Annotated in this window: 22 protein-coding genes and 1 rRNA gene; 20 read left to right on the top strand and 3 right to left on the bottom strand. The window is 35.6% G+C overall.

Going from position 1 to position 25,440, the window contains the following annotated elements; translation table 11 throughout:
* Positions 1-27 precede the first annotated feature (27 nt).
* From IPN41_04440 to IPN41_04420, 5 genes are all read left to right on the top strand, one after another.
* The gene (locus IPN41_04440) at positions 28-1,092 is read left to right on the top strand and encodes a hypothetical protein (GenBank protein QQS60328.1); all 1,065 of its coding nucleotides are present in this window, start codon (positions 28-30) and stop codon (positions 1,090-1,092) included.
* Positions 1,093-1,155: 63 nt separating this feature from the next.
* On the top strand, positions 1,156-1,557 hold the full coding sequence (locus IPN41_04435; protein ID QQS60327.1) for a hypothetical protein: 402 nt from the start codon (positions 1,156-1,158) through the stop codon (positions 1,555-1,557).
* Positions 1,558-1,636: 79 nt separating this feature from the next.
* Positions 1,637-1,981: a hypothetical protein gene (locus tag IPN41_04430; GenBank protein QQS60326.1), complete on the top strand. Its 345-nt coding sequence runs from the start codon at positions 1,637-1,639 to the stop codon at positions 1,979-1,981.
* 151 nt (positions 1,982-2,132) lie between these two features.
* Positions 2,133-2,531, top strand: a complete 399-nt coding sequence (locus IPN41_04425; protein QQS60325.1) for a cupin domain-containing protein — start codon at positions 2,133-2,135, stop codon at positions 2,529-2,531.
* A 189-nt stretch (positions 2,532-2,720) separates the two neighbouring features.
* Positions 2,721-3,560: an NYN domain-containing protein gene (locus tag IPN41_04420; GenBank protein ID QQS60324.1), complete on the top strand. Its 840-nt coding sequence runs from the start codon at positions 2,721-2,723 to the stop codon at positions 3,558-3,560.
* Positions 3,561-3,607: 47 nt separating this feature from the next.
* Here IPN41_04420 and IPN41_04415 read toward each other — a convergent pair whose 3' ends face one another.
* Both IPN41_04415 and IPN41_04410 read right to left on the bottom strand, forming a co-directional pair.
* Positions 3,608-4,705 carry a prepilin-type N-terminal cleavage/methylation domain-containing protein gene (locus tag IPN41_04415; GenBank protein QQS60323.1) on the bottom strand — a complete coding sequence of 366 codons (1,098 nt, stop codon included), beginning with the start codon at positions 4,703-4,705 and terminating at the stop codon, positions 3,608-3,610.
* Between the two features lie 114 nt (positions 4,706-4,819).
* Entirely contained in the window at positions 4,820-6,412 is a 1,593-nt protein-coding gene (locus tag IPN41_04410; GenBank protein QQS60322.1) for a hypothetical protein, read from the bottom strand.
* A 343-nt stretch (positions 6,413-6,755) separates the two neighbouring features.
* Here IPN41_04410 and IPN41_04405 point away from each other — a divergent pair, with 343 nt between their 5' ends.
* The 11 genes from IPN41_04405 (at position 6,756) to IPN41_04355 (ending at position 15,369) form a co-directional block, all read left to right on the top strand.
* The gene (locus tag IPN41_04405) at positions 6,756-7,325 is read left to right on the top strand and encodes a redoxin domain-containing protein (protein QQS60321.1); all 570 of its coding nucleotides are present in this window, start codon (positions 6,756-6,758) and stop codon (positions 7,323-7,325) included.
* Between the two features lies 1 nt (position 7,326).
* Positions 7,327-8,967 (top strand): cytochrome c biogenesis protein DipZ, encoded by a 1,641-nt coding sequence (locus IPN41_04400; GenBank protein ID QQS60320.1) that lies wholly within the window; start codon positions 7,327-7,329, stop codon positions 8,965-8,967.
* Positions 8,968-8,974: 7 nt separating this feature from the next.
* Positions 8,975-9,166, top strand: a complete 192-nt coding sequence (locus tag IPN41_04395; protein ID QQS60814.1) for a helix-turn-helix transcriptional regulator — start codon at positions 8,975-8,977, stop codon at positions 9,164-9,166.
* Between the two features lie 4 nt (positions 9,167-9,170).
* Positions 9,171-9,530 carry a hypothetical protein gene (locus IPN41_04390; protein ID QQS60319.1) on the top strand — a complete coding sequence of 120 codons (360 nt, stop codon included), beginning with the start codon at positions 9,171-9,173 and terminating at the stop codon, positions 9,528-9,530.
* A 129-nt stretch (positions 9,531-9,659) separates the two neighbouring features.
* A complete protein-coding gene (radC, locus tag IPN41_04385) occupies positions 9,660-10,403 on the top strand; it encodes a DNA repair protein RadC (protein ID QQS60318.1) in 744 nt (247 codons plus the stop codon).
* 8 nt (positions 10,404-10,411) lie between these two features.
* Positions 10,412-10,681 carry a hypothetical protein gene (locus IPN41_04380; GenBank protein ID QQS60317.1) on the top strand — a complete coding sequence of 90 codons (270 nt, stop codon included), beginning with the start codon at positions 10,412-10,414 and terminating at the stop codon, positions 10,679-10,681.
* 3 nt (positions 10,682-10,684) lie between these two features.
* On the top strand, positions 10,685-11,134 hold the full coding sequence (locus IPN41_04375) for a hypothetical protein (GenBank protein ID QQS60316.1): 450 nt from the start codon (positions 10,685-10,687) through the stop codon (positions 11,132-11,134).
* A gap of 66 nt (positions 11,135-11,200) precedes the next feature.
* On the top strand, positions 11,201-11,728 hold the full coding sequence (locus IPN41_04370) for an FMN-binding protein (GenBank protein QQS60315.1): 528 nt from the start codon (positions 11,201-11,203) through the stop codon (positions 11,726-11,728).
* Positions 11,729-11,734: 6 nt separating this feature from the next.
* On the top strand, positions 11,735-12,610 hold the full coding sequence (locus tag IPN41_04365; protein ID QQS60314.1) for an FAD:protein FMN transferase: 876 nt from the start codon (positions 11,735-11,737) through the stop codon (positions 12,608-12,610).
* Positions 12,611-12,619: 9 nt separating this feature from the next.
* A complete protein-coding gene (locus IPN41_04360) occupies positions 12,620-14,134 on the top strand; it encodes an oxidoreductase (protein QQS60313.1) in 1,515 nt (504 codons plus the stop codon).
* 53 nt (positions 14,135-14,187) lie between these two features.
* Positions 14,188-15,369: a hypothetical protein gene (locus IPN41_04355; protein QQS60312.1), complete on the top strand. Its 1,182-nt coding sequence runs from the start codon at positions 14,188-14,190 to the stop codon at positions 15,367-15,369.
* 151 nt (positions 15,370-15,520) lie between these two features.
* Here the strand turns inward: IPN41_04355 and IPN41_04350 are convergent, their stop codons facing one another.
* Entirely contained in the window at positions 15,521-15,748 is a 228-nt protein-coding gene (locus IPN41_04350; GenBank protein ID QQS60311.1) for a DUF378 domain-containing protein, read from the bottom strand.
* Between the two features lie 159 nt (positions 15,749-15,907).
* Here IPN41_04350 and IPN41_04345 point away from each other — a divergent pair, with 159 nt between their 5' ends.
* The 4 genes from IPN41_04345 to IPN41_04330 all read left to right on the top strand — a co-directional run bounded on the left by IPN41_04345 (position 15,908) and on the right by IPN41_04330 (position 25,334).
* Complete coding sequence (locus tag IPN41_04345) at positions 15,908-16,231, top strand: hypothetical protein (protein QQS60310.1); 324 nt, start codon at positions 15,908-15,910, stop codon at positions 16,229-16,231.
* A gap of 209 nt (positions 16,232-16,440) precedes the next feature.
* On the top strand, positions 16,441-16,665 hold the full coding sequence (locus IPN41_04340) for a hypothetical protein (GenBank protein QQS60309.1): 225 nt from the start codon (positions 16,441-16,443) through the stop codon (positions 16,663-16,665).
* 156 nt (positions 16,666-16,821) lie between these two features.
* Positions 16,822-19,341 (top strand): DNA translocase FtsK 4TM domain-containing protein, encoded by a 2,520-nt coding sequence (locus tag IPN41_04335; protein QQS60308.1) that lies wholly within the window; start codon positions 16,822-16,824, stop codon positions 19,339-19,341.
* A 395-nt stretch (positions 19,342-19,736) separates the two neighbouring features.
* Positions 19,737-25,334 (top strand): 23S ribosomal RNA (locus IPN41_04330).
* The last annotated feature ends 106 nt before the right edge of the window (positions 25,335-25,440 follow it).

The following is a 25,440-nucleotide window of genomic DNA, read 5'->3' as shown; positions in this document are numbered from 1 at the left end:
ACGAAATTATTATTTGAATAATATTATATGAGTACTATAGAGGAGATACCCTCTCCCATTGAAAGAGTTAATATAAGAGAACAAGCTTATAAAAGTGAGCTTGAAAGAAAAATTAATGCTGAAGAGCGTAAATTTTTAGAATTCGAGTTAAAACGAACACGATCACATCATGAGAAAATGAACGCTAGGGTCGAGAGTTTGGAAATATTAAAACATAAACCAGTATTATTGATAAATGCCTCTGATAAGGGAACGATGGGACAGGACTGGATTGCTGATATGGACACAGAACTTCTAGATTACTTTGTAAAGATTCAGACTGGACGAAACTATGTAAAGAAAAATTTTGATTATACAAAATATATTCCTTATGTATTTGAATATATGTTTGGTTTTAAAAAGGATGATGAACGTTTTAAAAAAGTTTCCTTGGTATACGGTGACCAGCTACCAAAAGATCCATCAGATTATTCTTTGATTATTGGAACTGGTGGTGAAATAAATGATTTTGAAACTCAGCCTCAATATTTAGAAACCAAGGAATCCCTCAGAGATTTTTTTGCTTTGTCACAGAGTGCCAAAGTTCCTTTTGTAGTCACTTGCGCAACCCATCAAATTCTTGGTCAATTATTGCATGAAAAAAATGGCGGGACTGGTTCAATAGTTCGTAATCTTAAAGATAAATATGGTTATCCGGCTACTGAAAGTGGTATAGTCAAATTCACATTGAATGATGGCCAAAAATCATTTCTTACCAGTGGTCTAGATAAAGAATTTTTTATCATGAGCAATCACGGTCAGTATCTTCAGGAACTTCCTCCCGGTTCAGAATCGTTAGCTTTTAATGATGTATGTTCAACACAGATTATTGAGTATAAGGATAATGGCCATACGTCTGGTATTGGTTTTCAAGCACATCCGGAAATTAGCAATGCTATCTTATTATTGGTGCAACGTTATGAGCGAGCTCAAGTGGCTCGAAAAAATGGAATAACAAATACTTCAGAGATTGAGGTTGATACCCGACCAACTTATATGGTACGCGAAAATGTTTTTCCAAGAATATTTGATTTATTTTTGAAAAAACAATAACCGAAACTTTTATCTATTTATCAGGGGTGTGCTACAATTACTATAGAAAGTTAAATAAACAATATGACTATATTTTTTCTAACATTAGCTGGTTTCTTGTTCTCAGGTTATCTAAGTTTGGTAAAATTACTTTCAAATACTTGTGCTCTTAATGAGCCTTGCCCATATTTTCTTGGTTACCCAGCGTGTTGGTATGGTTTTGGGATGTTCACAGTTTTATTCATTTTGGCAATTATTAGTCAATGGAAAGAATCAACAAAATTAATATATTGGTTTCAAATAGTTGTTTCCTTAATCGGAATTATATTTGCTGGTTACTTCACGGTTCCAGAAATTATTCGACTATTTAATGGTACTAGTGCATATAGTCTTGGATTGCCCACTTGTGCCTATGGACTAATTTTCTATATTTTAATTTTTATTTTGGCCACACGAAGACTCCAGCAATTATCAAAAAAAGTCTAGATATATAAGGGGTAGTATTGGTAGTTGGAGCAGAGAGAAAAATAACATTTAATAGATAAAAAATTGGGAGGTAAAATCTATGATCAAACTTATTGAGCAAGGGACGTATCAATTAGTTGGCACAAAACACCATGTCACAATTTTGTATTTAAATAAGCGACGATATATCTGGTTGTGGGCAAAACATATTGGCCAGATTTTAGTTTTTTCACGATACACGACTGATGAGGAAAGCTATATTCTTGCTGAAGGAAAATTTAAATTATTTGATGTTGTTAATGAGCCTCACTTAATTGATCTACCACATCTTCAGCTTTCACTTGATGGGAAAAAATGGCAGGGTTATTTATTACTAAACGGATTGCCCACCATCAAAACTTCAAAGCGTCGGATTGTTCATACTGATGAAATTATTAATGCCTAACGAATATATAGTTGAATATGGTATTATGTAGGCTTCATGAATTAATAGCTTAGTAATGTTTTACTCTCTTTCATTTATCTCTTTACTTTATTAATTAAATTTTGGCTTCTCGTCGGTTGTCGAGAACTCTTATTACCTAAATAATAACTATATGAAAGGATTTTGTTTAAATATTGAAAAGGAAACTATTGCAAATAATAATTTTCGTAAGGTGCTCTATACTGGAAAACATAGTCAATTAGTCTTAATGTCATTACCTCCCAAGGAGGAGATTGGTTTTGAAATACATGCTGACAATGATCAGTTTTTCCGATTTGAGAAAGGCACTGGTAAATGTATAATTGATGAAACAGAGTATGAAGTTAACGATGGTTTTTCTGTAGTGGTGCCGGCTGGTGCTCGACATAACGTAATTAATGTTTCAGAAACTGAGGACTTAAAATTATATACTATTTATTCACCGGCTCATCATAAAGACGGAATTGTGCGATCAACAAAAGAAGAAGCGGTAAATAATGAGTCAGATTTTGATGGTATTACCAGTGAATAGTAATAAAGAATAATCTGTATAAAAATATAGGAATTATTTTTATATTAAAATAAGATATATCAGAAAAAAATAAAGCCGACTTGAAAGTCGGTTTTATAGTACAGGTACAAAAAAATTGACAGGGTTTAGAATTGCTGGTAGTCTAATAATTAATTTAAAAATGTTGTTTAACAAAAAGGAGATAATATAATGTGGGTACATAATTTGCTGGCAATCGGAGGTTATTTGAGTTTGCTTGAACAGTTTCAAATTTCTCATAAATTTTTTGCCTTAATTATTTTTTTGTATGTAATTGCTATTTTTATAATTGCACTACTACGGTATAAAAATCGCAGTTTGAAATCGGTTAAGGAGGACACTACTGAGCTAAGGAATGAAAATGTTCCAGTAGAAAGATATGCTTTGTATGTTGATTCGCAAAGCTTATTTGAAGATATAGAAAGATTAAAGAGTATGATAAATCAACAAGTTAGATTCCCTTCTAAATCATTCAGAGGAGAAACAGAAAAACTGAAAAATTTTTTTCAAGGTAAAAAATTTGATATCATATCTTTTTTGAAAGATGCTGCTGGGGGAAGAAATTGTGTCCTAAATAAATATTATCGAGGCTATCCGTTAATTTTTCAAGGACAAGAGAATCGACCTTTAATAGAAGCTAAAGAAGCTAAATTGAAGTTTATAGATTATATGAAAGATAACGGCTATGAAGTCCCAGAAGGAGGCTTAGAGATACGTGTTAACGGTCATTTCCAAGAAGAAGGTGTTGATACATTATTAACACTAGACGTATTTGAGGATGCTATTAACGATCTTTATGATACGGCAATTATCATTTCTTCAAGAAGAAAAATTTTGCCTCTTGTTAAGAGGATAAATAATCTTGGGAAAAGATATATGTATGTTGGATTGTATGATAATAAAATAAATGACTTGTATGATGTGGCGTATAAGAGAAGAATGTATAAGTTTGACCAAATAAAAAACTTTTTTAAAGAAACTATTCCAGAAAATGGAGTAGTAAAAAACTGAGCCGTTTCAAGGTTCAGTTTTCTTATTTTTGACAATTTAAATTAAAGTTAAAGATTTTTTATACAACGTACAGGAAGACTTTCAGACATAGCATCCGATGTATCACGTGAAACAAGCAGAGTATTAGAGTCATCGAGACCTCTGATATATGTTGTGTTTTCTGTATGTGTAGAGCTCCAATATTTAGCAAAGCTATTCCAGCCAATAAACATATAAATCCGTTCACCACTATCATAATATCTCATCCCAGTAAATGAAATGTTCATATTAGAAGAACCATTGGTTAGAAGTTTTGTTCCAGCGCCTGAACAAGCAGCACTATTTAAGCGTTCTGGATCACAGGCTGGGCCTGATCCTGAATCAGATAAGAAAGATTCCAAAGTATGCCATTCTGAATCTGTTGGTAGGTGCCAACCATCAGGGCATAGACCTTGAGCTTTTTCATCCATTAAACCGTTTGTAGCGGCTTCGATTGTGTATAAAACTCGACCAGCGTCACAATCTGCTTCAACACCACGTTCATCCCAAGTACTGGACATGCAATCTCGCTCTGAATTATCTTCAAGGTTTGTTAGAGGAGTTCTGTCAGGCTTAGTTTTGGTTTTTAAGTTTTCTGCCATCCAGCATTGCCCACCAACATTAGTTGTATTATAGGTATAGCCATCTCGATCAGTGATTGGCATACCACAGGAGATTAAGCTACTGTTTTGGTAATAACTAATGCCAGGATTTAATGAACCTGTTTTACTAGAAAGACAAAAGGTTAACATGTAGTTTTGACCATTATTAAAAGTTTCATAGTTAAAATCAGTGTCAGGACAATCACCGTCAGTACGTGGAGTAGGGTTAGAGGGGATATTTGACATGTAAACAATCCCGTCATTATCAATAAGTTCAGCGCCAGAAATAAGCTCTGTTGGGTAAGAGTTGTGCTTAGTATAATATTGTTCTAGTGCTAAGACGGTTGTTCTAACACTGTCAGTGCGTTTGGCGTCACGGACTGCTACTCGAGCCTTACTTACAGAAATAATTGCAAAAGTGGAAATTAAAGCAATGATACCAGCCACAACAATAAGCTCAATTAATGTAAAGCCTTTATGTTTCTGCTTTTTTTCTTCTTTTTTTTCTGTTTCTTTTTCTATCATAGAGGGATAGTTGATTTTATTTTTTGATTATACCATAATTTTGACAATTTGAAAAAAGACTCTTACAAGAGCCTTTTTTCTTAAACTGTTATCTAACAACTATTTTCTAAATAACTATATATTTTTTATACATCTAACTGGGTAGTTACGAAAACGATAAGTGTATTTTCTTTCTACGCCAGTACTATAGGGTGCTTGGATCAAGCTAATACGATAGGCTTGATTTGAAATAATGCCATTAAAAGCTGCTCCCCAGAGATAAGCAATTTGTCCTTTTTGCATTGAAGTCATAAAATCTGAAGTTCGCATACCGGACAATTTTGCATTAAAACCAATAGTACCAGAGATTAATTTATTTCCTTCGTTTGTGCCAAAGGTTCCAACTGCTTCTGGTCCATATGGAAAAACACTGCAATCTCCAGTCCCAGTTGCGCAAGCTGTACGAGCTAAGGTTGTAAAATCATCTGGGGTTGGAATGTGCCACCCGGTTGGACAAATACCTTGATGGTTATTCCAAACGGTATATGGATTTGGCATAGGTTTGCTAAAACCAGGATTTGCCCAATCACCAGCAATATTCATAGCTCCATACCAAGAGTATAAAGCACCATCGGTAGCGCAATTAGTTTCAAGGTTATCATAGCATGATCGATTTTTAAAATTGTCTGCTACTGAAGCATCTGTGCAAGGAAAAGCACTTCCATTAATACAAGTACCGTTTGGGTAGGTTTTTGTTCGCAGATTTTGATTAATCCAGCATTGATCACCAATTTGGATTGTTGAGTATGTATACCCATCTCGGTCTTGAAGTGTTTGTCCACAAACGTGAATTGGAGATTGATCTTTTATACATCGAATAGTCGCACTCTGAACATTGTCTCCCGTACCTTCACCCCAAATTCCACGGTCAACTACTGCTGGATTCCAGTCTCCAATATATCGTCCATAAGCAGTTGTTGGACTGGTTTGAGTTGAACTCCATAAAAGTACCAAACTATTGTGACCGATAAATCTGCTGTATCGATCATCTTTATAACGTAAACCGGTATAGTCTATATTCAAGCCCGAGTTACCACCAATTAGCATATCTGTTCCAGCGTCAGCACAGCCAGAACCAATCCGGTCGTCATCACAAGTTAAAGGATCGTTTGATAATGCCATTTCTAAATTATGTAGCTCAGAATCAGTTGGCAAATGCCAATCTTCTGGACATAGTCCTTGTGCTCCTTCGGTCGTATCACCATCAAGGGCAGCTTCAAGTGTATATAAAGTTCTTCCGGCTTGGCAATCAGCCTCGGTACCCCGTTCATCACTTGTTGAGCTGATACAATCTCGTTGTGAATTGTCGTCACGATTTGTTAATAATTCTCCATTTCCTTTGGTAATAGTTTTTAGATTATTTGCCATCCAGCACTCGGAACCAATACTAACAGTTTCATAAGTATAGCCATCTCGATCAGTGATGGTATTGCCACAGGTAAATTCAGAACTTAAATCTTTATTTTCATTAAGATCGGAGACTTCTTCTGAATTTTTTTCAGACTCTACAAGTGTAGTATCGTTTAATATTTCTTTTTTTATACCTTTATCATTTTTTGTAACATTTTGTATTGTATCTGCAGAAACTGATGAAAATACAAGTAAAGCTAAACAACCTAACGCAAATAAACCTATGGCATATCGCGTTTGTTTTAAACGGCTAATCATATATGGAGGGATTAGATTAATAAAAATTGTTAACTTCTTAATATAATCTGTTGCCCAGCAAAAAATGTTAAGAAATATAACAAAAAGAGTAGGAAATGAGACTTTATTTTTTGTATTTTTATACGAAAATTATAGCAAAAACTGATATTTTGGTCAATGTTTACTTATTTATATTATAAAAGGTATATATTTAGCCTATGATAATTGATTTAAAGAAGCTTATAGTATGTTTAAAGCTGGCTACTGTTCAGGCTGGCATATAATTTAATGTAAAGTTAACTTGACATTAACATAAGAGCTTATTATACTTAATTATAGAAATTATTAATTAATAAAAAAATGTATGAAAAATAAATTTTTGTTTGCTGGTGTGCTTATTATTTCCATAGGTGTATTAATATGGATATTCAGTGTTCAAAGTCAGAAAGCTTCTCTAAATGAAAGTACTCAAGAGAAAGTTATGTCGGAGAATAACAGTTCTAATAGTAATGAAATAGTAAGTGATAAAAAAATGATGGTTGATAATTTAAACACTAATGAAGTTGAGAATAAGAAAATGATAGAAAATGAGTCTTCAGAAGGTTCTATGGAAAAAGATATTTCCGGAATGTATGGAAATTACTCCGAATCAACAGTGGCCGAAGAGCAAGCCAAGGGAAATAAGGTTGTATTATTTTTTTATGCTCCTTGGTGCCCATTTTGTCGATCTGCAGATCAAGCTTTTAATAATAGAACTTCAGAAATCCCTTCAGGCGTAACAGTGCTAAAAACCGATTATGATAGTAATTCAGATCTAAAGAAGAAATATGCAGTAACTTACCAACATACATTTGTACAAATTGATACCGATGGCAATGGTATCTCAAAATGGACAGGCGGAGATATTGATACTTTGAAAAGCAATTTAAAATAATATGATTGAATTATTTTTAGCTTTTGTTGCCGGAATTTTGACTATTGCCGCACCCTGTATTTTATTGCCTTTACCGATTTTGCTAGGAGCTTCAGTTGGTCAACGAAGTCGAGCCAGACCTTTATTTATTACTCTTGGTTTTATTATAACGTTTGCTACTTTGGCCTTGTTCTTAAACCTCTTAGTGCAAAATCTTGGCTTAAATCCTCAAACTTTACGTAATGGAGCTGCAGTTTTGTTGCTTGTGTTTGGATTCTTTATGATTGTTCCAGCTATTTTTGAACGAATCACAATTCGTCTTTCTAGCTTGATAAACAAAGCAGGTGAAGCAAGCACAAAGGTTGGACAAAATAATTTTGGTGGGTTATTACTTGGAATGTTAATTGGAATTATTTGGGCACCTTGCGCTGGACCAATTCTTGGCTCAATCTTGACTCTTATTTCTCAACAAAAAGATTTAGCTCGGGCTGGCATTCTACTGGTAGCTTATGCCATAGGTGCGGGGATTCCTATGCTTATTATTGCCTATGGTGGCCAAGCTTTAACTACCAAAGTGAAAAGTATCGCTAAATATGCCAAATCCTTACAAAAATTATTTGGATTGATAATTATTTTGCTAGCAATTGCAGTATATTTTCAATATGATATGTTTTTGCAAGCAAAAATTCTAGATTTTTTTGATAAAAATAAAACTTCAGAAATGTCAGAAGGAATAAAAGATAAGATGCCATCATTTGCATCTTCAATAGATTTTAAAAATTATGGACAAGCTCCGGAGTTTGTTGGAATTGATAATTGGTTAAACTCAGAACCTCTTACTGTTTCCCAATTAAAAGGTAAAGTAGTATTGGTAGATTTTTGGACGTATAGTTGTATTAATTGTATTCGTACATTTCCATATATCACAGAATTATATGAAACTTATAAAGATAAAGGCTTGATTATTGTTGGCGTGCATACACCAGAATTTCCTTTTGAAAAGTTATCTACTAATGTTGAACGAGCTTTAAAACAATATGGTATTGATTATCCAGTTGCCCAAGATAATGATTATGCGACATGGAATGCCTATACAAATAGATATTGGCCAGCCAAATACCTTATAGATCAGAACGGAACAATAGTCTACACACATTTTGGAGAGGGCAGTTACATGGAAACAGAAAATGCTATCCGCCAATTGTTAGGCTTAGAAAAAATATCAAACAATCTTGAAGAAAAGAATCTGGTTGGTAGTATTAGTACTCCTGAAATATATTTTGGCACTGATCGATTAGCTAATCTGTCTCCAGAACAAATTCCCTCAGTAGCTCCTTTGGATTACACCTTACCTAAAGATTTACGAATGAATAATTTCGCTCTTGAAGGGAAATGGGAATTTGATTCAGAAAAAATTATATTAATCGGAGATCAAGGAACTATAAAACTACGTTTCTCGGCGGGAAAAGTTTTCTTAGTTGCGAGTAATCCAGATCAAGAATCAAAGCTTAGTATCATTGTTGATGGTCAAAAACAACCAGATATTATTGTGAGAAATTCCGAATTATACAATCTTTTTAATTCATCTGATTACAAAGATCATAGTCTTGAAATTAGGATTCAAGGTAGTGGATTTTCCGCTTTTACTTTTACCTTTGGATAGTATGATGATGAAAAATAACATCAAAAAAATGCGTTTGGAAAAAAATGTTACACAAGAGGATTTAGCTTTGGCAGTTAAGGTTTCTCGCCAGACAATTATTGCTATTGAAAAAGGGAATTATACCCCGTCTTTACTACTAGCTATGCAACTAGCAAATTTTTTTAAAGTTAGTATAGAAAAATTATTTTTTTTAGCTTAATATTATGAAAATTATTCGTTATTATTTTGCCTTGTTATTATTTATAGTTTTGTTTTTTGTTTTTCTGTGGTATCAGAATCTAAATACTATGACTATGCCAATGATGATTATTTCCTGCTTTCTATTGGTATTTTATGTTATTACACTTTCTTTAGTTGGAGAGGGCAAGCAAACAGATGAACGTGAAAGTCATCACCGTTACATTGCTAATCGAGGTGCCTTACTTGCTGGAACTATTGTTATTTCTCTCGGTATCTTATACCAGCTTTTTAATCATCAGCTTGATTATTGGTTATTAGCAAGTTTAGTAGTTATTAATTTAGTAAAAATAAGTAGTTTTTTGTATTTAGAATATAAAAAATAAATAAATTTTGATAATTTTAAGGGAATACCAGATCACCAAAATTTGTTAAAGAAATTGACTTTTTATGATATAAAAAATTTACTCTGTCAATAACTTTACCTAATATATTAACGTGCTATACTCAACTATATGCGAACATCATATACGCTGACAAACCAAGACTTAATTTTGGATGAAAAAACCACAACCTCTTTTAAAGAGTATATTTTGCGTATTCAAGATATGCCTTCAGAAGATAGGCCACGGGAAAAATTGCTCCAATATGGGCCTTCGGCTTTAACTGTCGCTGAATTGGTAGCTGTGGTTTTGGCTACTGGCACTAAGAAGGAAGATGTGATGTCTATGGCTTCTCGAATGATTCGTGATTATGGGGAGAAAACTTTATCCAGCCAAACTGATGCCAAAGCATTGTCTCAAGAATTACAGATCCCAGAAATAAAAGCTCTGCAAATTGTTGCTTGTGCTGAATTGGGACGAAGATTTTTTGATCGCCGAGAATATGGAAGAGTAATTATTAGAACCGCTAAGGATGTATATGAATACTTAAAAGATTTACGAACGTTATCCAAAGAGCATCTTCGCGGGTTATATGTAAATACACATCATCGTTTAATTCATGACGAGGTTATTTCTATTGGAACAATAAACTCCAATTTAATTCACCCTCGAGAAGTATTTAAACCTGCTATTGAATATGGAGCTGTGGCTGTGATCTTGGCTCATAACCACCCTTCTGGAATTGTTACTGCTAGTGCGGCTGATATTGAGATCACCAAAAGGATTATAGAATCAGGTAAGATTATTGGAATTCCTTTGGTTGATCATGTAATTATTGGAAAAAATAAATTTGCCAGTATTGATGCTGGTTATTAATTCTATATATGGAGGCAAGAACCTATCAACTCTCCTCGGCTTTTGACGGCTTGGTCAACGAGGGAGTCTTTTTTTATGAAGGATTATTACGCGATCGTCCTTTAGAAAAAAATCAAGCCTTAGCCACACATTTTAATGATCTATACCACTTATTTTTAAATAAATTTGCTCGTTTGACCTATGATCCAACACTTTCAAAAGAACAGGAAGAAGACTTAAAAATATTGTTAGCTGACTTGCTTGCAACGCGACGAGCCTTAGAAGAACAAGAAACTTAAAATATGAAGATTCATTTTGTCTGTAGTGGTAATACTAATCGCAGTCGGATGGCGGAGGCATATATGAATTCAAAGCAAATACCCGGAGTCACGGCTACCTCAAGTGGTATTCATGCAGATGACAATCTTAATGGAGACATTTGTTGGTATACAAAAATAATTTTAGACGAAGCAGGTCTTTGGCAGTATACTTTCCCAACCTGGACAAAAACTACTAAGGAGCTTTTGGCTGCAAATGATTTAATTATCTTTATGCAGGAGGAGCATAGTAATTTTGTTCAAAGAAAGTTACGTTATATACCACCACAGTTTGAAATTTGGAATGTTTCTGATGTTATTGGAGCAGGATTTTTTCAAACTGCTCGTAGCAAAGCTAGGATGCTTCAAAAAGATAGAGAAATTTTTGAAAAAATAAAAGAGAAAGTAAATTCTCTAGCAGATAGGCTTGCTTAAAATAATATTATTTCGTATACTGGGTGAACAACACCATATATTTAAATAAAAATTAATACATATTTTATGGAACAAATAAATTCAGACAATTCAAATAAACCAAGTAAAATCTGGATGTGGTTAGTGATAATTGCTATCCCGGTTGGCATCTTGGCTTACATGGCAATGAACAAGCCTGTTGTTTCACCAGAGCCTGAAATTGCTGTAACAAATAAAACCGTCATTGATGATGAGTTTTTAATACCTTTAGATGAGCAACCAACTACTTCTACTCAAGAGCCAGCAGTAATGACTGCTTCATATAAAAACGGGACCTATTCATCAGTTGGAGAGTATACTTCACCAGGTGGAACTGAACAGGTTGGTGTTAGTGTAACTTTGCAAGATGATATTATTACTGAAGTTACTTTTGAAGCCAAGGCTGAACGTCCAGCATCGGTTAAATTTCAAGGAATTTTCGCAGGAGACTACAAGCAATTTGTAGTTGGTAAAAAGATTGATGAAGTGCAACTTTCCAAAGTTTCTGGGTCTTCTTTGACCCCAAAGGGCTTTAATGATGCATTAGCAAAAATTAAAGCGCAGGCAAAATCTTAATATCATATGGCCTGGTCACCAGAGCCATATATTTTTGAGGCCATCGGGACAACTTGGCAGATTGATCTTCCCGATGGTCTTTCGGTATCTACAAGAGAAAAAATATTTCAAAAGATTAGAAATAGAATTGATATTTTTGATCGCCACTATTCACGTTTTCGTGAAGATTCCTTGGTTTTTGAAATATCAAAAAATGCCGGCAGGTATTCATTACCTTCCGATGCTGAAGCCTTATTTTCCTTGTATGAAAATTTATATCGATTGACTGCGGGATCAGTGACGCCATTAATTGGTAACATATTGTCAGATGCTGGTTATGATGCAAGTTACTCTTTGGAAGCAAAAAGCATAATTTCTCCCTTGCCTTGGGAGGATGTTCTGGAACGAAAAGGTTTACAGCTTTTAGTTAAACAACCTGTAATTTTGGACTTTGGGGCTGCTGGGAAAGGTTATTTGATTGATATTGTAGCTGATATTATTCGCGCAGAAGAAGTTTCTTCTTTTTGCGTGGACGCTGGTGGTGATATGGTTTATCATAATAGTGCTCTACCATTACGAGTTGGTTTAGAACATCCAACTGATCCAACTAAGGTTATTGGCGTGGCTACTATTTTGAATCAAAGTTTATGTGGTTCGGCAGGCAATCGTCGAAAGTGGGGGAAATTCCATCACATTATTAATCCTCATACTTTGGAGTCACCTCAGAATATTTTGGCCATTTGGGTCGTGGCTCAAACCACGTTACTGGCAGATGGGTTAACCACCGCTTTATTTTTTACTGACCCAGCCATTCTTCAAAAAGAATTTCAATTTGAATATCTAATTGTGCATCAAGATTTTTCAATTCAAATCTCAGATAATTTTCCAGGCGAAATATTTTAAAATTGTTGTATGAAATTTATTGATAATTTTCTAAACTCAATTACCATGTATCGGTTATTAATATATGGGTTGGGAGTTTTGTTAGTTATTTCTATTATTATATCTTGGCTCGGTTTATTACCTTTTGCCCCTCTTGAGCTTCTGGTTTCTTCAATTGTATTATTGATAGTTTGTAACGTGGTTAATTTTGGTATAGGAAAATTATATAAAGCCCCAGTTAATATTGAATCAGCCAGTATTACAGCCTTAATATTAGCTTTAATCTTGGTTCCACCAATTGTATTTTCTGATTATGTTGTGATTATTGCAGCCGGAACTTTGGCTATGCTCTCAAAGTATGTTTTGGCAATTAATAAAAAACATATTTTTAATCCAGCAGCCATTGCTGCAGTAATAATAGGTTTGAGTGGTTCTGGTTTAGCTATTTGGTGGGTTAGTAGTTCGCCACTATTATTATTTGTCTCAATCTTTGGGTTGTTGGTTGTAAGGAAAATCCGTCGTTTTGCTTTATTTGGGACTTTTGTATTAACAAGTTTTATATTACTAATTGTTCCTCGTTTATTGGGTGGGAATCTGGCTTGGGATGGTGTAGCAGAAATTTTTTATTCATGGCCATTAATTTTTTTGGGAACAATAATGTTAACTGAGCCATTGACTACTCCACCCGCACGACAATTACAAATAATGTATGCTGTCTTAGTGGGTTGTTTATTCTCCCTGCAATTTAGTTTGGGTCCTTTATACTCAACACCAGAGTTAGCTTTAGTCCTTGGAAATATTTTTTCTTATGTAGTTAGTCCTAAGAATAAACTACGTTTGTCGTTGCTTTCAAAAGAATCACTATCCCAAGATATATATGAATTTGTTTTTAAAGCACCAAAAAAAGTTTTGTTTAAAGCAGGCCAATATTTTGAATGGACATTGCCAAGACTCTTTCTAGAAAATCGCGGTAATCGACGTTATTTTACAATAGCTTCATCGCCAACTGAAGAAGATGTTCGGTTAGGTGTTCGAGTATTTTCTAAGGGAAGCCGTTTTAAGCAAGAGCTTGTAAATATGAAGCCTGGAGATGAGATTTGGGCTTCACAGTTAACTGGAGAATTCACATTGCCGAATAATACAAGCACAAAACTTTTATTTATTGCCGGCGGGATTGGTATCACTCCGTTTCGTAGTATGATAAAATACGTACTTGACCATCATGAATCAAGAGATATAGTTTTATTGTATGCTTCTCGGTCAATTGATAGTTTTGTTTACCAGGATATTTTTGCAGAAGCAGAAAAACAGCTTGGTATAAAAGTTGTCTATATTATTACAGAAAAAGATAATATTCCAACTGATTGGCAGGGGCAATCTGGTTTTATTGATGAAAAACTGTTGCAAGAAAATGTTCCTGATTATTGCGAACGTGTATGTTATTTATCAGGTCCAAATGCCATGGTTGAAAGGTATGAAAATTTATTGGCATCAGTGGGCGTAAAGAAAAGTAATATAAAAAAAGATTACTTCCCTGGTTTTTAATTTTCAAATTTCTTAGTTTTTAAGTTTTTAATTTTTAATTTTTGAATTAATGTATGTCTAAATGTGCATATTGTGGTAATAATCCAACCCCTCATTTTGTTAATTGGATTAATGAGTCCGTTTCAGTTGTTATGTTACCTCTGAATCAATTTTTATTTGGGGGAAAAGTTGGTAAATCTTTTTTTAAATATGTTAGTGTTATATTTTCTCCCCTAGTATATTTGTTTGAAAAACTAAATTTAATTACGTATGCTGACGACTTGTCTGATAAAACAAGTTCACGTGCTGAGGTGCTCTGGTTAGAAGCTAAACGTCGTGGAATTACAATGCAAAGTGTGAAAATTTTTGGTAAAGAAAATGATTCATATAGGGCCAAGATTAATGATCGCTGGATATATTTTTCAGGATTGCCACGACCCGAATATATGCCCGGGACTGGTGAATGGTGGATGGATGATAAGGCCTTGGTTAAAAGAAAGTTACAAGAGGCAGGTATTCCTGTGCCTAAGGGCGGAAGTTTTTCCTCTTATAGAAAATTAAAAAAGGCTTTTCAGAGTTTAGAAAAACCAGTAATAATTAAACCGCGTTTAGGTTCACGTGGTCGGCACACAACTACTTTTATTTATAATGAAAAACAATTAAAAGAGGCTTTTAGAATTGCCAAACAGCTTTGTTATTGGGTGGTCATGGAAGAGCATTTAATTGGTAGTGTGTACCGAGGCACAATGATTGACGGAAAGTTTACCGGAAATCTACGCGGAGATCCGCCGCGTGTTACCGGTGATGGCGAACACACAATTCTTGAATTAATTGATATAAAAAATCAACATAAGCATCCAGAAATTCATAATGTAATTATTAAGCCGGAGATGGGAATTTTTTTAGCCAGAAATAATCGAAGTCTTGATGATATTTTACCAGCCGGTGTGACGATTGATTTATCAGAAAAGATTGGTGTTTCATATGGTGGTAATAGTGCCGAAGATACACATATTACTCATCCTGAAATTATTAAAATTCTTGAAGTAGCTGCGGAAGTTATTGGTGATCCGATGATTGGTTTTGATTTTATTATTGAAAAGATTGATCAATCACCTCATACACAAAAATGGGGAATTATAGAAAGTAATGGCGTGCCATTTATTAATCTACATCATGATCCAATTGAAGGTCCATCGAATAATGTTGCCAAATGGGTGTGGGACTTTGTAGAAAAGAATGAACATCATTATTGAGTTTTTAAAGAGATAAAAAAACAACCCGAAGTCAGTGATAAAGTTAAAGGTTATAAAGTTAAAAGTAGAATTCATTATTTGAATTACTTTATGAACTTTTTAACATTATAACTTTTCACTAAACTTCGGGTTGATTTTCTGTAACTAAATATTAAGCAGCAGGACGAGATGATTTGTCTCCGCACACTTTGCAATTGGCTTTGTGTTGAGCTATTTCTACAATCGCAGAAATACCAACTAGAATATAGATAAGGCGGGAAATCATATTGTCCATACCGCCAAAAAGCTGCCCAACATCCCAACTAAAAAGACCAACAAGTAGCCAGTTTAGTCCACCGATAATAACGAGAAGAAACGTAATACTATGAAGATTTTTCATAAAATCAAAATATATAGTAATAAGAACGTAACCTCGACCTTTGTAAGTCAATTATACCATAATTACTGACAACAGTCGAAAATTGACTTTTTTGAGGCTATATTGTTTAATGTAGGTAAATAATTAAAAAAATGTAACTAAAATGGAAAGGAGGGGAAAATGGAGCAAAAAGAACTTTATATCCCAGTATATTTTAGAGTTCTTGGATACTTAGAACTTCGTTCACATAGTAATCTTGATGTAGTTATATCAGTGATTAAATGCATATATAATGCATCATTGCTTGATATAAATAAGAAATTTAAAAGCTTACTTTTTGCCCAAGAGACTCAAGAAAGTTCTGACATACTTAAGATTAGTGGAGAAACCAGACTAATGGAAGATCTTCATTTTTCTGAGGTCGGAGTTTTGTATTTGCTAAATATTCTTCAAGGAAATTTTTTCAAGAAGATTGAGAAAGCAACTTTTTTCTTGAAAACATGACAGTTTATAGGCTGTCAGAGCAAATCTAAGTTTTATGTTTTTCTTACTAACTGAATCGTCCGAAAAACAGACGATTCTTTTTTTTGAGTAGTTTTGAAATCTTGACTTGCAAAAATCAGTTAAATATGCTATGGTTTATTAATTCATAGAAAATAACCATCAAATTTTTCTATTTTCTAATTAAAACTTTTCTTAATGCCTAAAGATTTATGTCTATAGAAAAACCATCTTTTGAACAACCAACTTCTAAAAATGAATCCTTGAGAGTTGAAATAAGAGAAAAACTGAAAGAATTTTTAAAAAAACATACGCCTCTTTCAACCCTACATCAAAATCAAACCAACGTTTCTAGAACAAATCTACCAACGGAAACCTCTGATAAAATGATTAACTCAGCTGTTGAAGAGCCTGAAAAAACGGAAGTTGCTAAGTAAACATTTTCTACAAAGAAAAATCCGATTAACGTCGGTTTTTTTTGTTGGTAATTTGATAATTTAGAGAATTATTTTATGCATTCTTTTGTAACTAAAGCTGTGATATACTAAATTAATTAGTGCAGAGTCCTTGATTTTTGATATTATTAAGAATATATGGGTCGTCGCCGAAAACAAAAAAATCCTTTAGATTATATTTCTATTCCTCGTCTTAGTTTGAGCGCTGATATAAAACAAAGTATCTGGGCAGTCTTTTTTTTAAGTCTGGGAATTATTTGTTTTTTGAGTATATTTGGTTTGGCCGGTAGTTTGGGTGCATACTTGAGCAAGGCTATGGATTGGCTCTCTGGTTGGGGAAATTGGTTGATCCCTGTTTTGTTGCTAGTAACTGGTTGGGAATTGTATCAAACAAGAGGCAGTCGTAACGGTGGATTACGTTACTTTGGAATATTCTTATTTCTTTGGTCCTTCCAGGGAATGTTGCAATTATTTGTTGATGTTGAAAATTGGAATCAAGCTCTAGAACTTGGAAAAGGTGGCGGACATATTGGCTGGTCATTGGCTGTAATTGTTATTAAGCTGTTTGGTTTTTGGGCTGGAATTGTTGTGGTTCTTGGGTTATTAATTATTGGCTTGATGTTAATGTTTAATACTAACCTAGCCACACTTTTTCGAAGTGGTGCAATGCCAGCACGATTATTGGCGCGTCCCTTTTCGTCAATTTTTAGCGGTAAAAAAGATAGCGCTTTAGCTCGTGAGTATGATGAAAAGGCTGAACAAGGAGAAGCTTTGTCTAGTGGAGCAACGGTTGAAGGCGAGATTGATGATAGTTTTAATCTACGTAGTATCAAAGATGAATCTAGGCAATTAAAAAATGTAGGAAGGGCAAAGGGTGAAGATGATAAAATGAGTTGGAAGCCAACTAATATAAAGATTGATATTCCTTTTGATCTCTTAAATAGTCGTCCTTCAAAACCAACGTCAGGAGATATAAAAAGTAATATTGAGATTATAAAAACAACTCTTGAAAAGTTTAATATTCCTGTTGAGATGGGTGATGTCAGTGTTGGGCCAACGGTTACGCAATATACATTGAAACCAGCTGAGGGAATTAAACTTTCTCGTATTACCGGATTAAATAATGATTTATCAATGGCTTTAGCAGCTCATCCGGTTCGTATTGAAGCGCCAATTCCCGGGAAGGCTTTGGTAGGAATTGAAGTACCAAATCGTACTGTGGCGATTGTTAATCTTCGTGAAGTTTTGGAGTCAGAAGATTTTAAACGACGGAATAACAATTTAATGATTGCCTTGGGTAAAGATGTGGCGGGCAAAGTATGGTTAGATAGTATAAATAAAATGCCTCACTTACTTGTTGCTGGTGCAACTGGTTCTGGAAAATCAGTCATGTTAAATACATTGATTGTTAGTTTGTTATATCAAAATAATCCTGATGATTTAAAGTTTATTATGGTTGATCCAAAGCGGGTTGAGTTAACTGTTTATAATGGTTTGCCTCATTTATTAACGCCAGTTATTACTGAAGTTTCAAAAACTATTAATGCCTTGAAATGGTGCTTGAATGAAATGGATCGACGTTTTGAAACCTTATCACAAGTTCATAAACGAGATATTGAAGGTTACAACCAGTCTAATAAAGAAAAGATGCCTTACATTATTTTTATTATTGATGAGTTGGCAGATTTAATGGTTGTGGCACCAAAAGAAATGGAAGCAGGTATTGTTCGTTTGGCACAGATGGCGAGAGCCGTTGGTATTCATTTGATTTTGGCAACACAGCGACCGAGTGTAAACGTTATTACTGGAACAATTAAAGCAAATATGCCGGCTCGAATTGCTTTCTCTGTAACATCTGGTATTGATTCACGAACTATTCTTGATTCATTGGGAGCTGAAAAATTATTAGGTAGAGGAGATATGCTTTTTTCCAGTGTTGCTTTAACAAAACCAAAACGTATTCAAGGTGCCTTGATTACTGATCAAGAAATTAAGCGTGTGGTTTCGTATATAAAAGAAAAAAGTGGTTCGCCAAATTATATTACAGAAATTGTTGAACGACAAAAAGTTCGGGGTGTTGCCGGAGTTGGAATTGATGGTGGAACAGATGATGACGATGAGTTATTCCAAGAAGCTAAAGAATTAATTATTAATTCTGGAAAAGCTTCTGCTTCATTTTTACAACGCCGACTTTCAATTGGCTATGCTCGCGCAGCCAGACTTTTGGATATTCTTGAAGAGTCAGGAATTATTGGTCCATCAAATGGTGCAAAGGCCAGAGAGATTATGGTGACTAAAGAACAATATGAAGCCATGATTCAAGATGGTGTCGCTGGTGCCCGTTTGCATAATCAAGCAACAGCAGAAGCTCCTGATAATTATTTAGGTGATGATGATACTTTGTTGTCTGAAGAATCTGATGATGAGATTGAAGAAGAGAATGATGAGGAAAAAAATGATGATTCTGATGATAATGATCAACAGAATGATTCAAATAATGAAAGTGAAGTGCCAGAATTTATGACCGAAGAAGTTGATGAAAATGGCTTGGATGACGAAGAGGTTGTCCCCACTTCATCCCCAAAGGAAAAAAAGTCTGAAAAAAGCTCATCAAATAAAGAAACAGAAAGTGAGTTTGAACGATATTTTTCTCGCTAATATTAGCTCTATCTATATAACTGACACCCACTCTGTCAGATCTCTTGACAGGCTTTCGTAATCCTGTATAATAAGGAAACCATCTATGAAGAAATACTTATATAGTTATCAAATAAAACGTGGCTAATCCCTTCACTGCTTTTTTGTGTAATTAGCCGCTAGAAAGCGGTTTTTTTAGTCCTTAAAGAGAAAATTTAATTGTTGTGCCAAGCTGAAGGATCATTAATTTGTGATTCCTCAGCTCCGCAGAACTAGTTTATCGGAGCACCAGAACGTTAACAACGGAATATAGAATTGATTACTCAAATAATTAAATATTGTAATTTTAAGAGTCTAAGTAAGTATAAGTAAGAAAATAAAAAAGATTTCTTGCACTTTTTGAAAATAAAGGTGTGGGAAAATCTCGTAAGGGTGTATGGTGGATGCCTTGACTCAAGAAGACGATGAAGGACGTAGCAGCCTGCGATAAGCCTCGGTAAGGTGGCAAGCAACCTTTGACCCGAGGATTTCCGAATGGGGAAACCTATCCTGTTGAAGACAGGATGTCCGCTCGCTGAACACATAGGCGAGTGAGACGATAACCCGGTGAACTGAAACATCTTAGTAGCCGGAGGAAAAGAGAACAATTTGATCTTTTATCAAGATTGGTGACCTTTCACCGATGTTGATAAGAGATTGCGATTCCCCGAGTAGTGGCGAGCGAAAGGGGAGCAGCCCAAACCATTAAAACCACGTATATGTTTTTCACTTTTGTGAGACGCGTATGCTGAAGGAATTAGGTCCATATGTTTTAGCGGTGTAGCAAGATGGTCGTGCTTACTACCTAATGCGGTAAGGTAACGACAGATTTTATTAGTTGAATTGAGCTGGAAAGCTCGGCCAGAGACGGTGATAGCCCGGTAAGCGAAAATAATTTCTGCGTTATGATGACATATTCTTAAGTATTGCGAGACTCGTGAAATCTCGTGAGAATCCGGGTCGACTATGACCCAAGGCTAAATACTTCTTGAGATCGATAGTGAACTAGTACCGTGAGGGAAAGGTGAAAAGCATCCCGGTAAGGGAGATGAAATAGTATCTGAAACCATATACTTACAAGCAGTCGGAGCGTGCTTCGCTTTCGCGAATCACGAGTTAAAAGTAATAATGTTATAAAGTTGTAAAGTAAATTTTTTAAAAAAACTTTATAAACTTTTAACTTTTTAACTTTTTAAACTCGCGCCGCGTAAGCGGAGTGCGTGACGGCGTGCCTATTGAAGAATGAGCCAACGAGTTTGTTGTATGCGGCTTGATTAATTCGCTTAAAGCGAAGAAGTCACAGTGAAAGCGAGGGTTAATAGCCCGTACTCTTACTTATTAGAAACGATAACAAGTTAGTTAAAAGTTATAAAGTTCATAAAGTTATAAAGTTGTATTTTTAATGCATACTTTATAACCTTATAACTTTTTACTTTATAAACTTCTGTTGCGTAAGCAACAGCTTGTTGTCTTTCTAATATGTAAGAAGGTCGCATGCACAAGACCCGAAGCCGGGTGATCTAACCATGGCCAGGTTGAACCTTGACGAAAGTCAAGGGGAGGACCGAACCCGTGAGTCGTGCAACACTCTGGGATGAGTTGTGGTTAGCGGAGAAATTCCAATCGAACTCGGCAATAGCTGGTTCTCCTCGAAATAGCTTTAGGGCTAGCCTCGAGCGCTTAACATAGGGGGTAGAGCACTGAATGGAAACGGGCCGCAAGGTACCGTTTTCAACCAAACTCCGAATACCTATGCGTGTAGCTCGGGAGTCAGACTATGGGCGCTAAGGTCCATTAGTCTAAAGGGAAACAGCCCAGATCGCCATCTAAGGTCCCTAAATATAAACTAAGTGTAAAAGGTGGTGTCGTGACTGCGACAACTAGGAGGTTGGCTTAGAAGCAGCCATCCTTTAAAGATAGCGTAATAGCTCACTAGTCTAGTCGTCTCGCGCCGAAAATGTACCGGGGCTAAGTTTATTACCGAAGATGCGAACTCATCACGCAAGTGATGATTGGTAGAGGAGCATTCTAATACCGCTGAAGTCACGATGTGAGTCGTGGTGGAGGGATTAGAAGAGAGAATGTTGGCATAAGTAGCAAAAAGGCAGGTGAAAACCCTGCCCACCGAAAATCTAAGGGTTCCTGGGCAACGCAAATCGACCCAGGGTGAGTCGGTCCTAAGGCGAGGCTGCTGTAGTGGCAGCGTAGTCGATGGATGAGCTGGTTAATATTCCAGCACTACTGTAATTTTCCGATGGGGGGACAAAGTTTTGAGGTTCAAGCGTTTCTATGGTATGAACGTCGCTTGCTATAAGGACTGATCTAGGCAAATCCGGATCACTAGTCTAAGCAGTCGGCGGGAGATGAAGCCTTCGGGTGGAATCAATTTGAGCGGAGAAATTTTCAAGAAAAACCTCTAGGGCTAAGGTTACAGTAACCGTACCGCAAACCGACACAGGTAGATGAGGCGAGGAGCCTCAGGTGTACGAGAGAACCCTCGTTAAGGAACTCGGCAAAACAGCGGTCGTAAGTTAGCAATAAGACCTGCCCGGAGCAATCCGGGCCGCAGCGAAAGATTCCAAGTGACTGTTTAGCAAAAACACAGCTCCCTGCTAACTCGCAAGAGGATGTATAGGGGGTGATGCCTGGCCAGTGTCCGAACGTTAAGAGGAGAGGTCATTTTCCTTCGGGAAGAGAAGCTTTGAATTGAAGCGCGGATGAACGCCGGCCGTAACTATAACGGTCCTAAGGTTCTGTTGCCTAAGAAATTAAGCAGCAGAAGGACTAGGACTGTTGTAGATTGAATATGCTGCCTAACTATGTAAATAGTTGTCCCTAAAATTTGGCTATATGCTGGAAAATCTGTGGTTAAAAACCTGTAGTATCGAGTACTACTTCTTATAATAAAAATTTAAAGTTTTTTTATGATAAAAAGTGAAAATGTATCTCGTGCAGACAATCAGCAGGAAAGACTAAGAAGACTAATGTTAATTGGTTGGATAGTTGGATTCGTTGATGGTGAAGGATGTTTTTCTATTGGCATTTTTATGCAACAAGATAGAGAAGAACAGAATAGAATCAGACGAGGCTATGCAACTGGTTATCAAGTTTTTCATGAGTTTTCAGTGACTCAGGGCGAAAAGAGTAAATCTGCTTTAGAAGAATTACAAAATTTTTTTCAAGTAGGCAAATTATATCTTAATAAACGTCATGACAATCATACAGAAAACTTATGGAAATATGTGGTAAGAAAAAGAATCGATTTAATAAATGTGATAATTCCTTTTTTTATGGAAAATAAATTACGAACTTCAAAAAATTTAGATTTTTTAAAGTTTGTGAAATGTTTAGAAATAATTAATCAAGGTGAGCATTTAACAAGAGCGGGAGTAATAAAAATAGCAGAAATTGCCGCAACAATGAATCGAAGAAAATCACGAGATAGTATAATTAGAATCCTCAGAGACTACATGCCAAATCCGTCTTAAGACGGAAAGATATAGTCCGGACTGTATAGCGATATACAGGTTCTGAAATAATCAGGACGCCATAATATATATATTATGGTAACAACTCAAGCGAAATTCCTTGTCGGGTAAACATGTCGGACTCTGTTTTTACAGAGACATAACTTGCCCGAAAACGCAGTAATGCGTTCAAGTAAACTGACTCATAACGGTGAAACTCCTACTTGTAAAAGAGGACAATACCGTGGGAACCCATGTAATAGTGGGACCCGTAACGACTGAATCGAAAGATGAGACTTCTGTAAAGAAGTAACACGTCAGCTCTTGTTAAAAATAGTCATCCACGGAGAAATAACTAAAATATATGGATATTAACTCATATATAACTGGCTTTGTAGATGGAGAAGGTTGTTTCTTAGTTTCATTTTCTCTCCGGAGTAAAATGAAATTAGGTATAGAAGTAAGACCAAGCTTTTCTGTTAGTCAACATAAGCGCAGTCAAGATATTATCTTTTTCCTCCAACGATTTTTTCGTTGTGGAGGTGTAAGATTCTCCAATAAAGATCAAAACTATAAGTATGAAGTTAGGAATATTACTGAATTAGTAAAAATAATTATTCCTCATTTTAAGAAGTATCCCTTAATGACTGCTAAAAAAGATGAATTTGAAAGATTTGCAAAAATTTGTGAATTAATATATTCAAATCATCATCTTTCTAAAGTAGGCTTAGAGGAAATACTTATGTTAAGTGAAAAATTAAATATCGATGGTAATAAAAAGTATCGTCGAACTGATCTCCTAAAGATGATAACAAGATGAAAGTATAGTCTAATCATCATAGTAATATGATGCTAATAATGAAGTTCCGACCTGCACGAATGGCATAACAACTTGGAAACTGTCTCAACGAGGGACTCGGCGAAATTACAAGACCAGTAAAGATGCTGGTTAACCATAGTTGGACGAAAAGACCCCGTGAAGCTTTACTATAGCTTGATATTGGGTTAGGGATATATCTGTTCAGAATAGGTGGGAGCTTCGGCACCAGTGAGATACCACCCTGATATATTCTTAATTCTTACTTTGATCCGTGAATCCGGATAGAGGACAGTATCTGGTGGGTAGTTTGTCTGGGGCGGATGCCTCCTAAAAGGTAACGGAGGCGTTTACAAAGGTTGGCTATCTCGGGATGGAAACCCGAGAGATAGTGTAAAGGCATAAGCCAGCTTTACTGCAAGACCCGCAAGTCGCGCAGTTGCGAAAGCAGAACTTAGTGATCCGACCGTACGAAATAGAACGGCGGAAGCTCATCGGATAAAAGCTACTCCGGGGATAACAGGCTAGTCACGCCCAAGCGTCCACAGCGACGGCGTGGTTCGGCACCTCGATGTCGGCTCGTCGCATCCTGGGGGTGGAGAAGCTCCCAAGGGTTGGGCTGTTCGCCCATTAAAGCGGCACGCGAGCTGGGTTCAGACCGTTTAGAAGCTAAATTAATTTGGCTCTTAAACACTCTGAATCCAGTGATAACAGACATCGAATTACGGCGGCAATATCAAGTAATTGGTATTGGTATAAAAGCTGACTCATATCGGTGAAATCCTTAAGCATATTCCAGTTTAACCTGTCATATGTTAGGATAATACCGAGGGAAGTCACTTATGTTAAAATTAACGCAATCACAAATAGCTTATTTAGCAGGATTTATTGATGGCGATGGTAGTATATATGTGAGATTAAAACCAAACAGTAGTTATAGGTATGGTTTTCAAATAGCTCCATATATTATATTGTTTCAATCAGCCAAAGATGAAGCAAATTTTAAGAAAATTTGTAGTCTGTTAGGTTGTGGTTATTTGCGAAAAAGAAAAGATGGTATTTTAGAATATACTATAGGTAGACAAGAAGAAATTTTAGCTTTAATTGAAAAGATTAAACCGCATTTGATTTTAAAAAATCGTCAAGCGAATTTAATAGAAAAAATATTAAAGAATAAAGTTTTAGTAAAAAATAAAGCTGACTTTATTAAGTTGATGAATTTAGTTAATAAGTTTGCCGAATTGAATTATTCTAAAAAACGTATCAAACATAAGTTGACCCCTTAGAGACTTGTTTCGAAAGAAACAGAGCGTTGAAAATAACGCTAAAACGTCGGCCTCCTACAAGCGTTGTAGGATGATGGTATAGTCCAATGCACTTAGTAATAAGTGAGAGAGCATGCGTAAGACAGGTCGGTCTCCTCTCCACTATGGTCGCGGAAATTTGAGAAGGCTCTTCCCTAGTACGAGAGGACCGGGAAGAACGAAGCTCTAGTGTGCCAGTTGTCCTACCAAGGGCATTGCTGGGTAGCTACCTTCGGTTAAGATAAACGCTGAAAGCATCTAAGCGTGAAGCTGTCTTCAAGATTAGATTTCATAGGTTGGTCAGAGAATATGACCTTGATAGGCTCTAGGTGTAAGCCCAGCAATGGGTTAAGCCAAGGAGTACTAATAAACCATCAGATTTTCCCACTTTTTTGTTTTTAAACTAGTTCCTGCGCAAGCTGTGAGCTAGTTTATCCTCCTACGCTCTTTCTGAGCTATGGACAGATAAATCATTCTATATTCCGTTAACTGT

It is taken from the genome of Candidatus Falkowbacteria bacterium, assembly GCA_016699775.1.
GTDB lineage: Bacteria > Patescibacteriota > Patescibacteriia > Patescibacteriales > Patescibacteriaceae > Patescibacterium > Patescibacterium danicum.
Note: the sequence above shows the minus strand (reverse complement) of the source record. Positions and strands in the feature narration are given on the sequence as shown.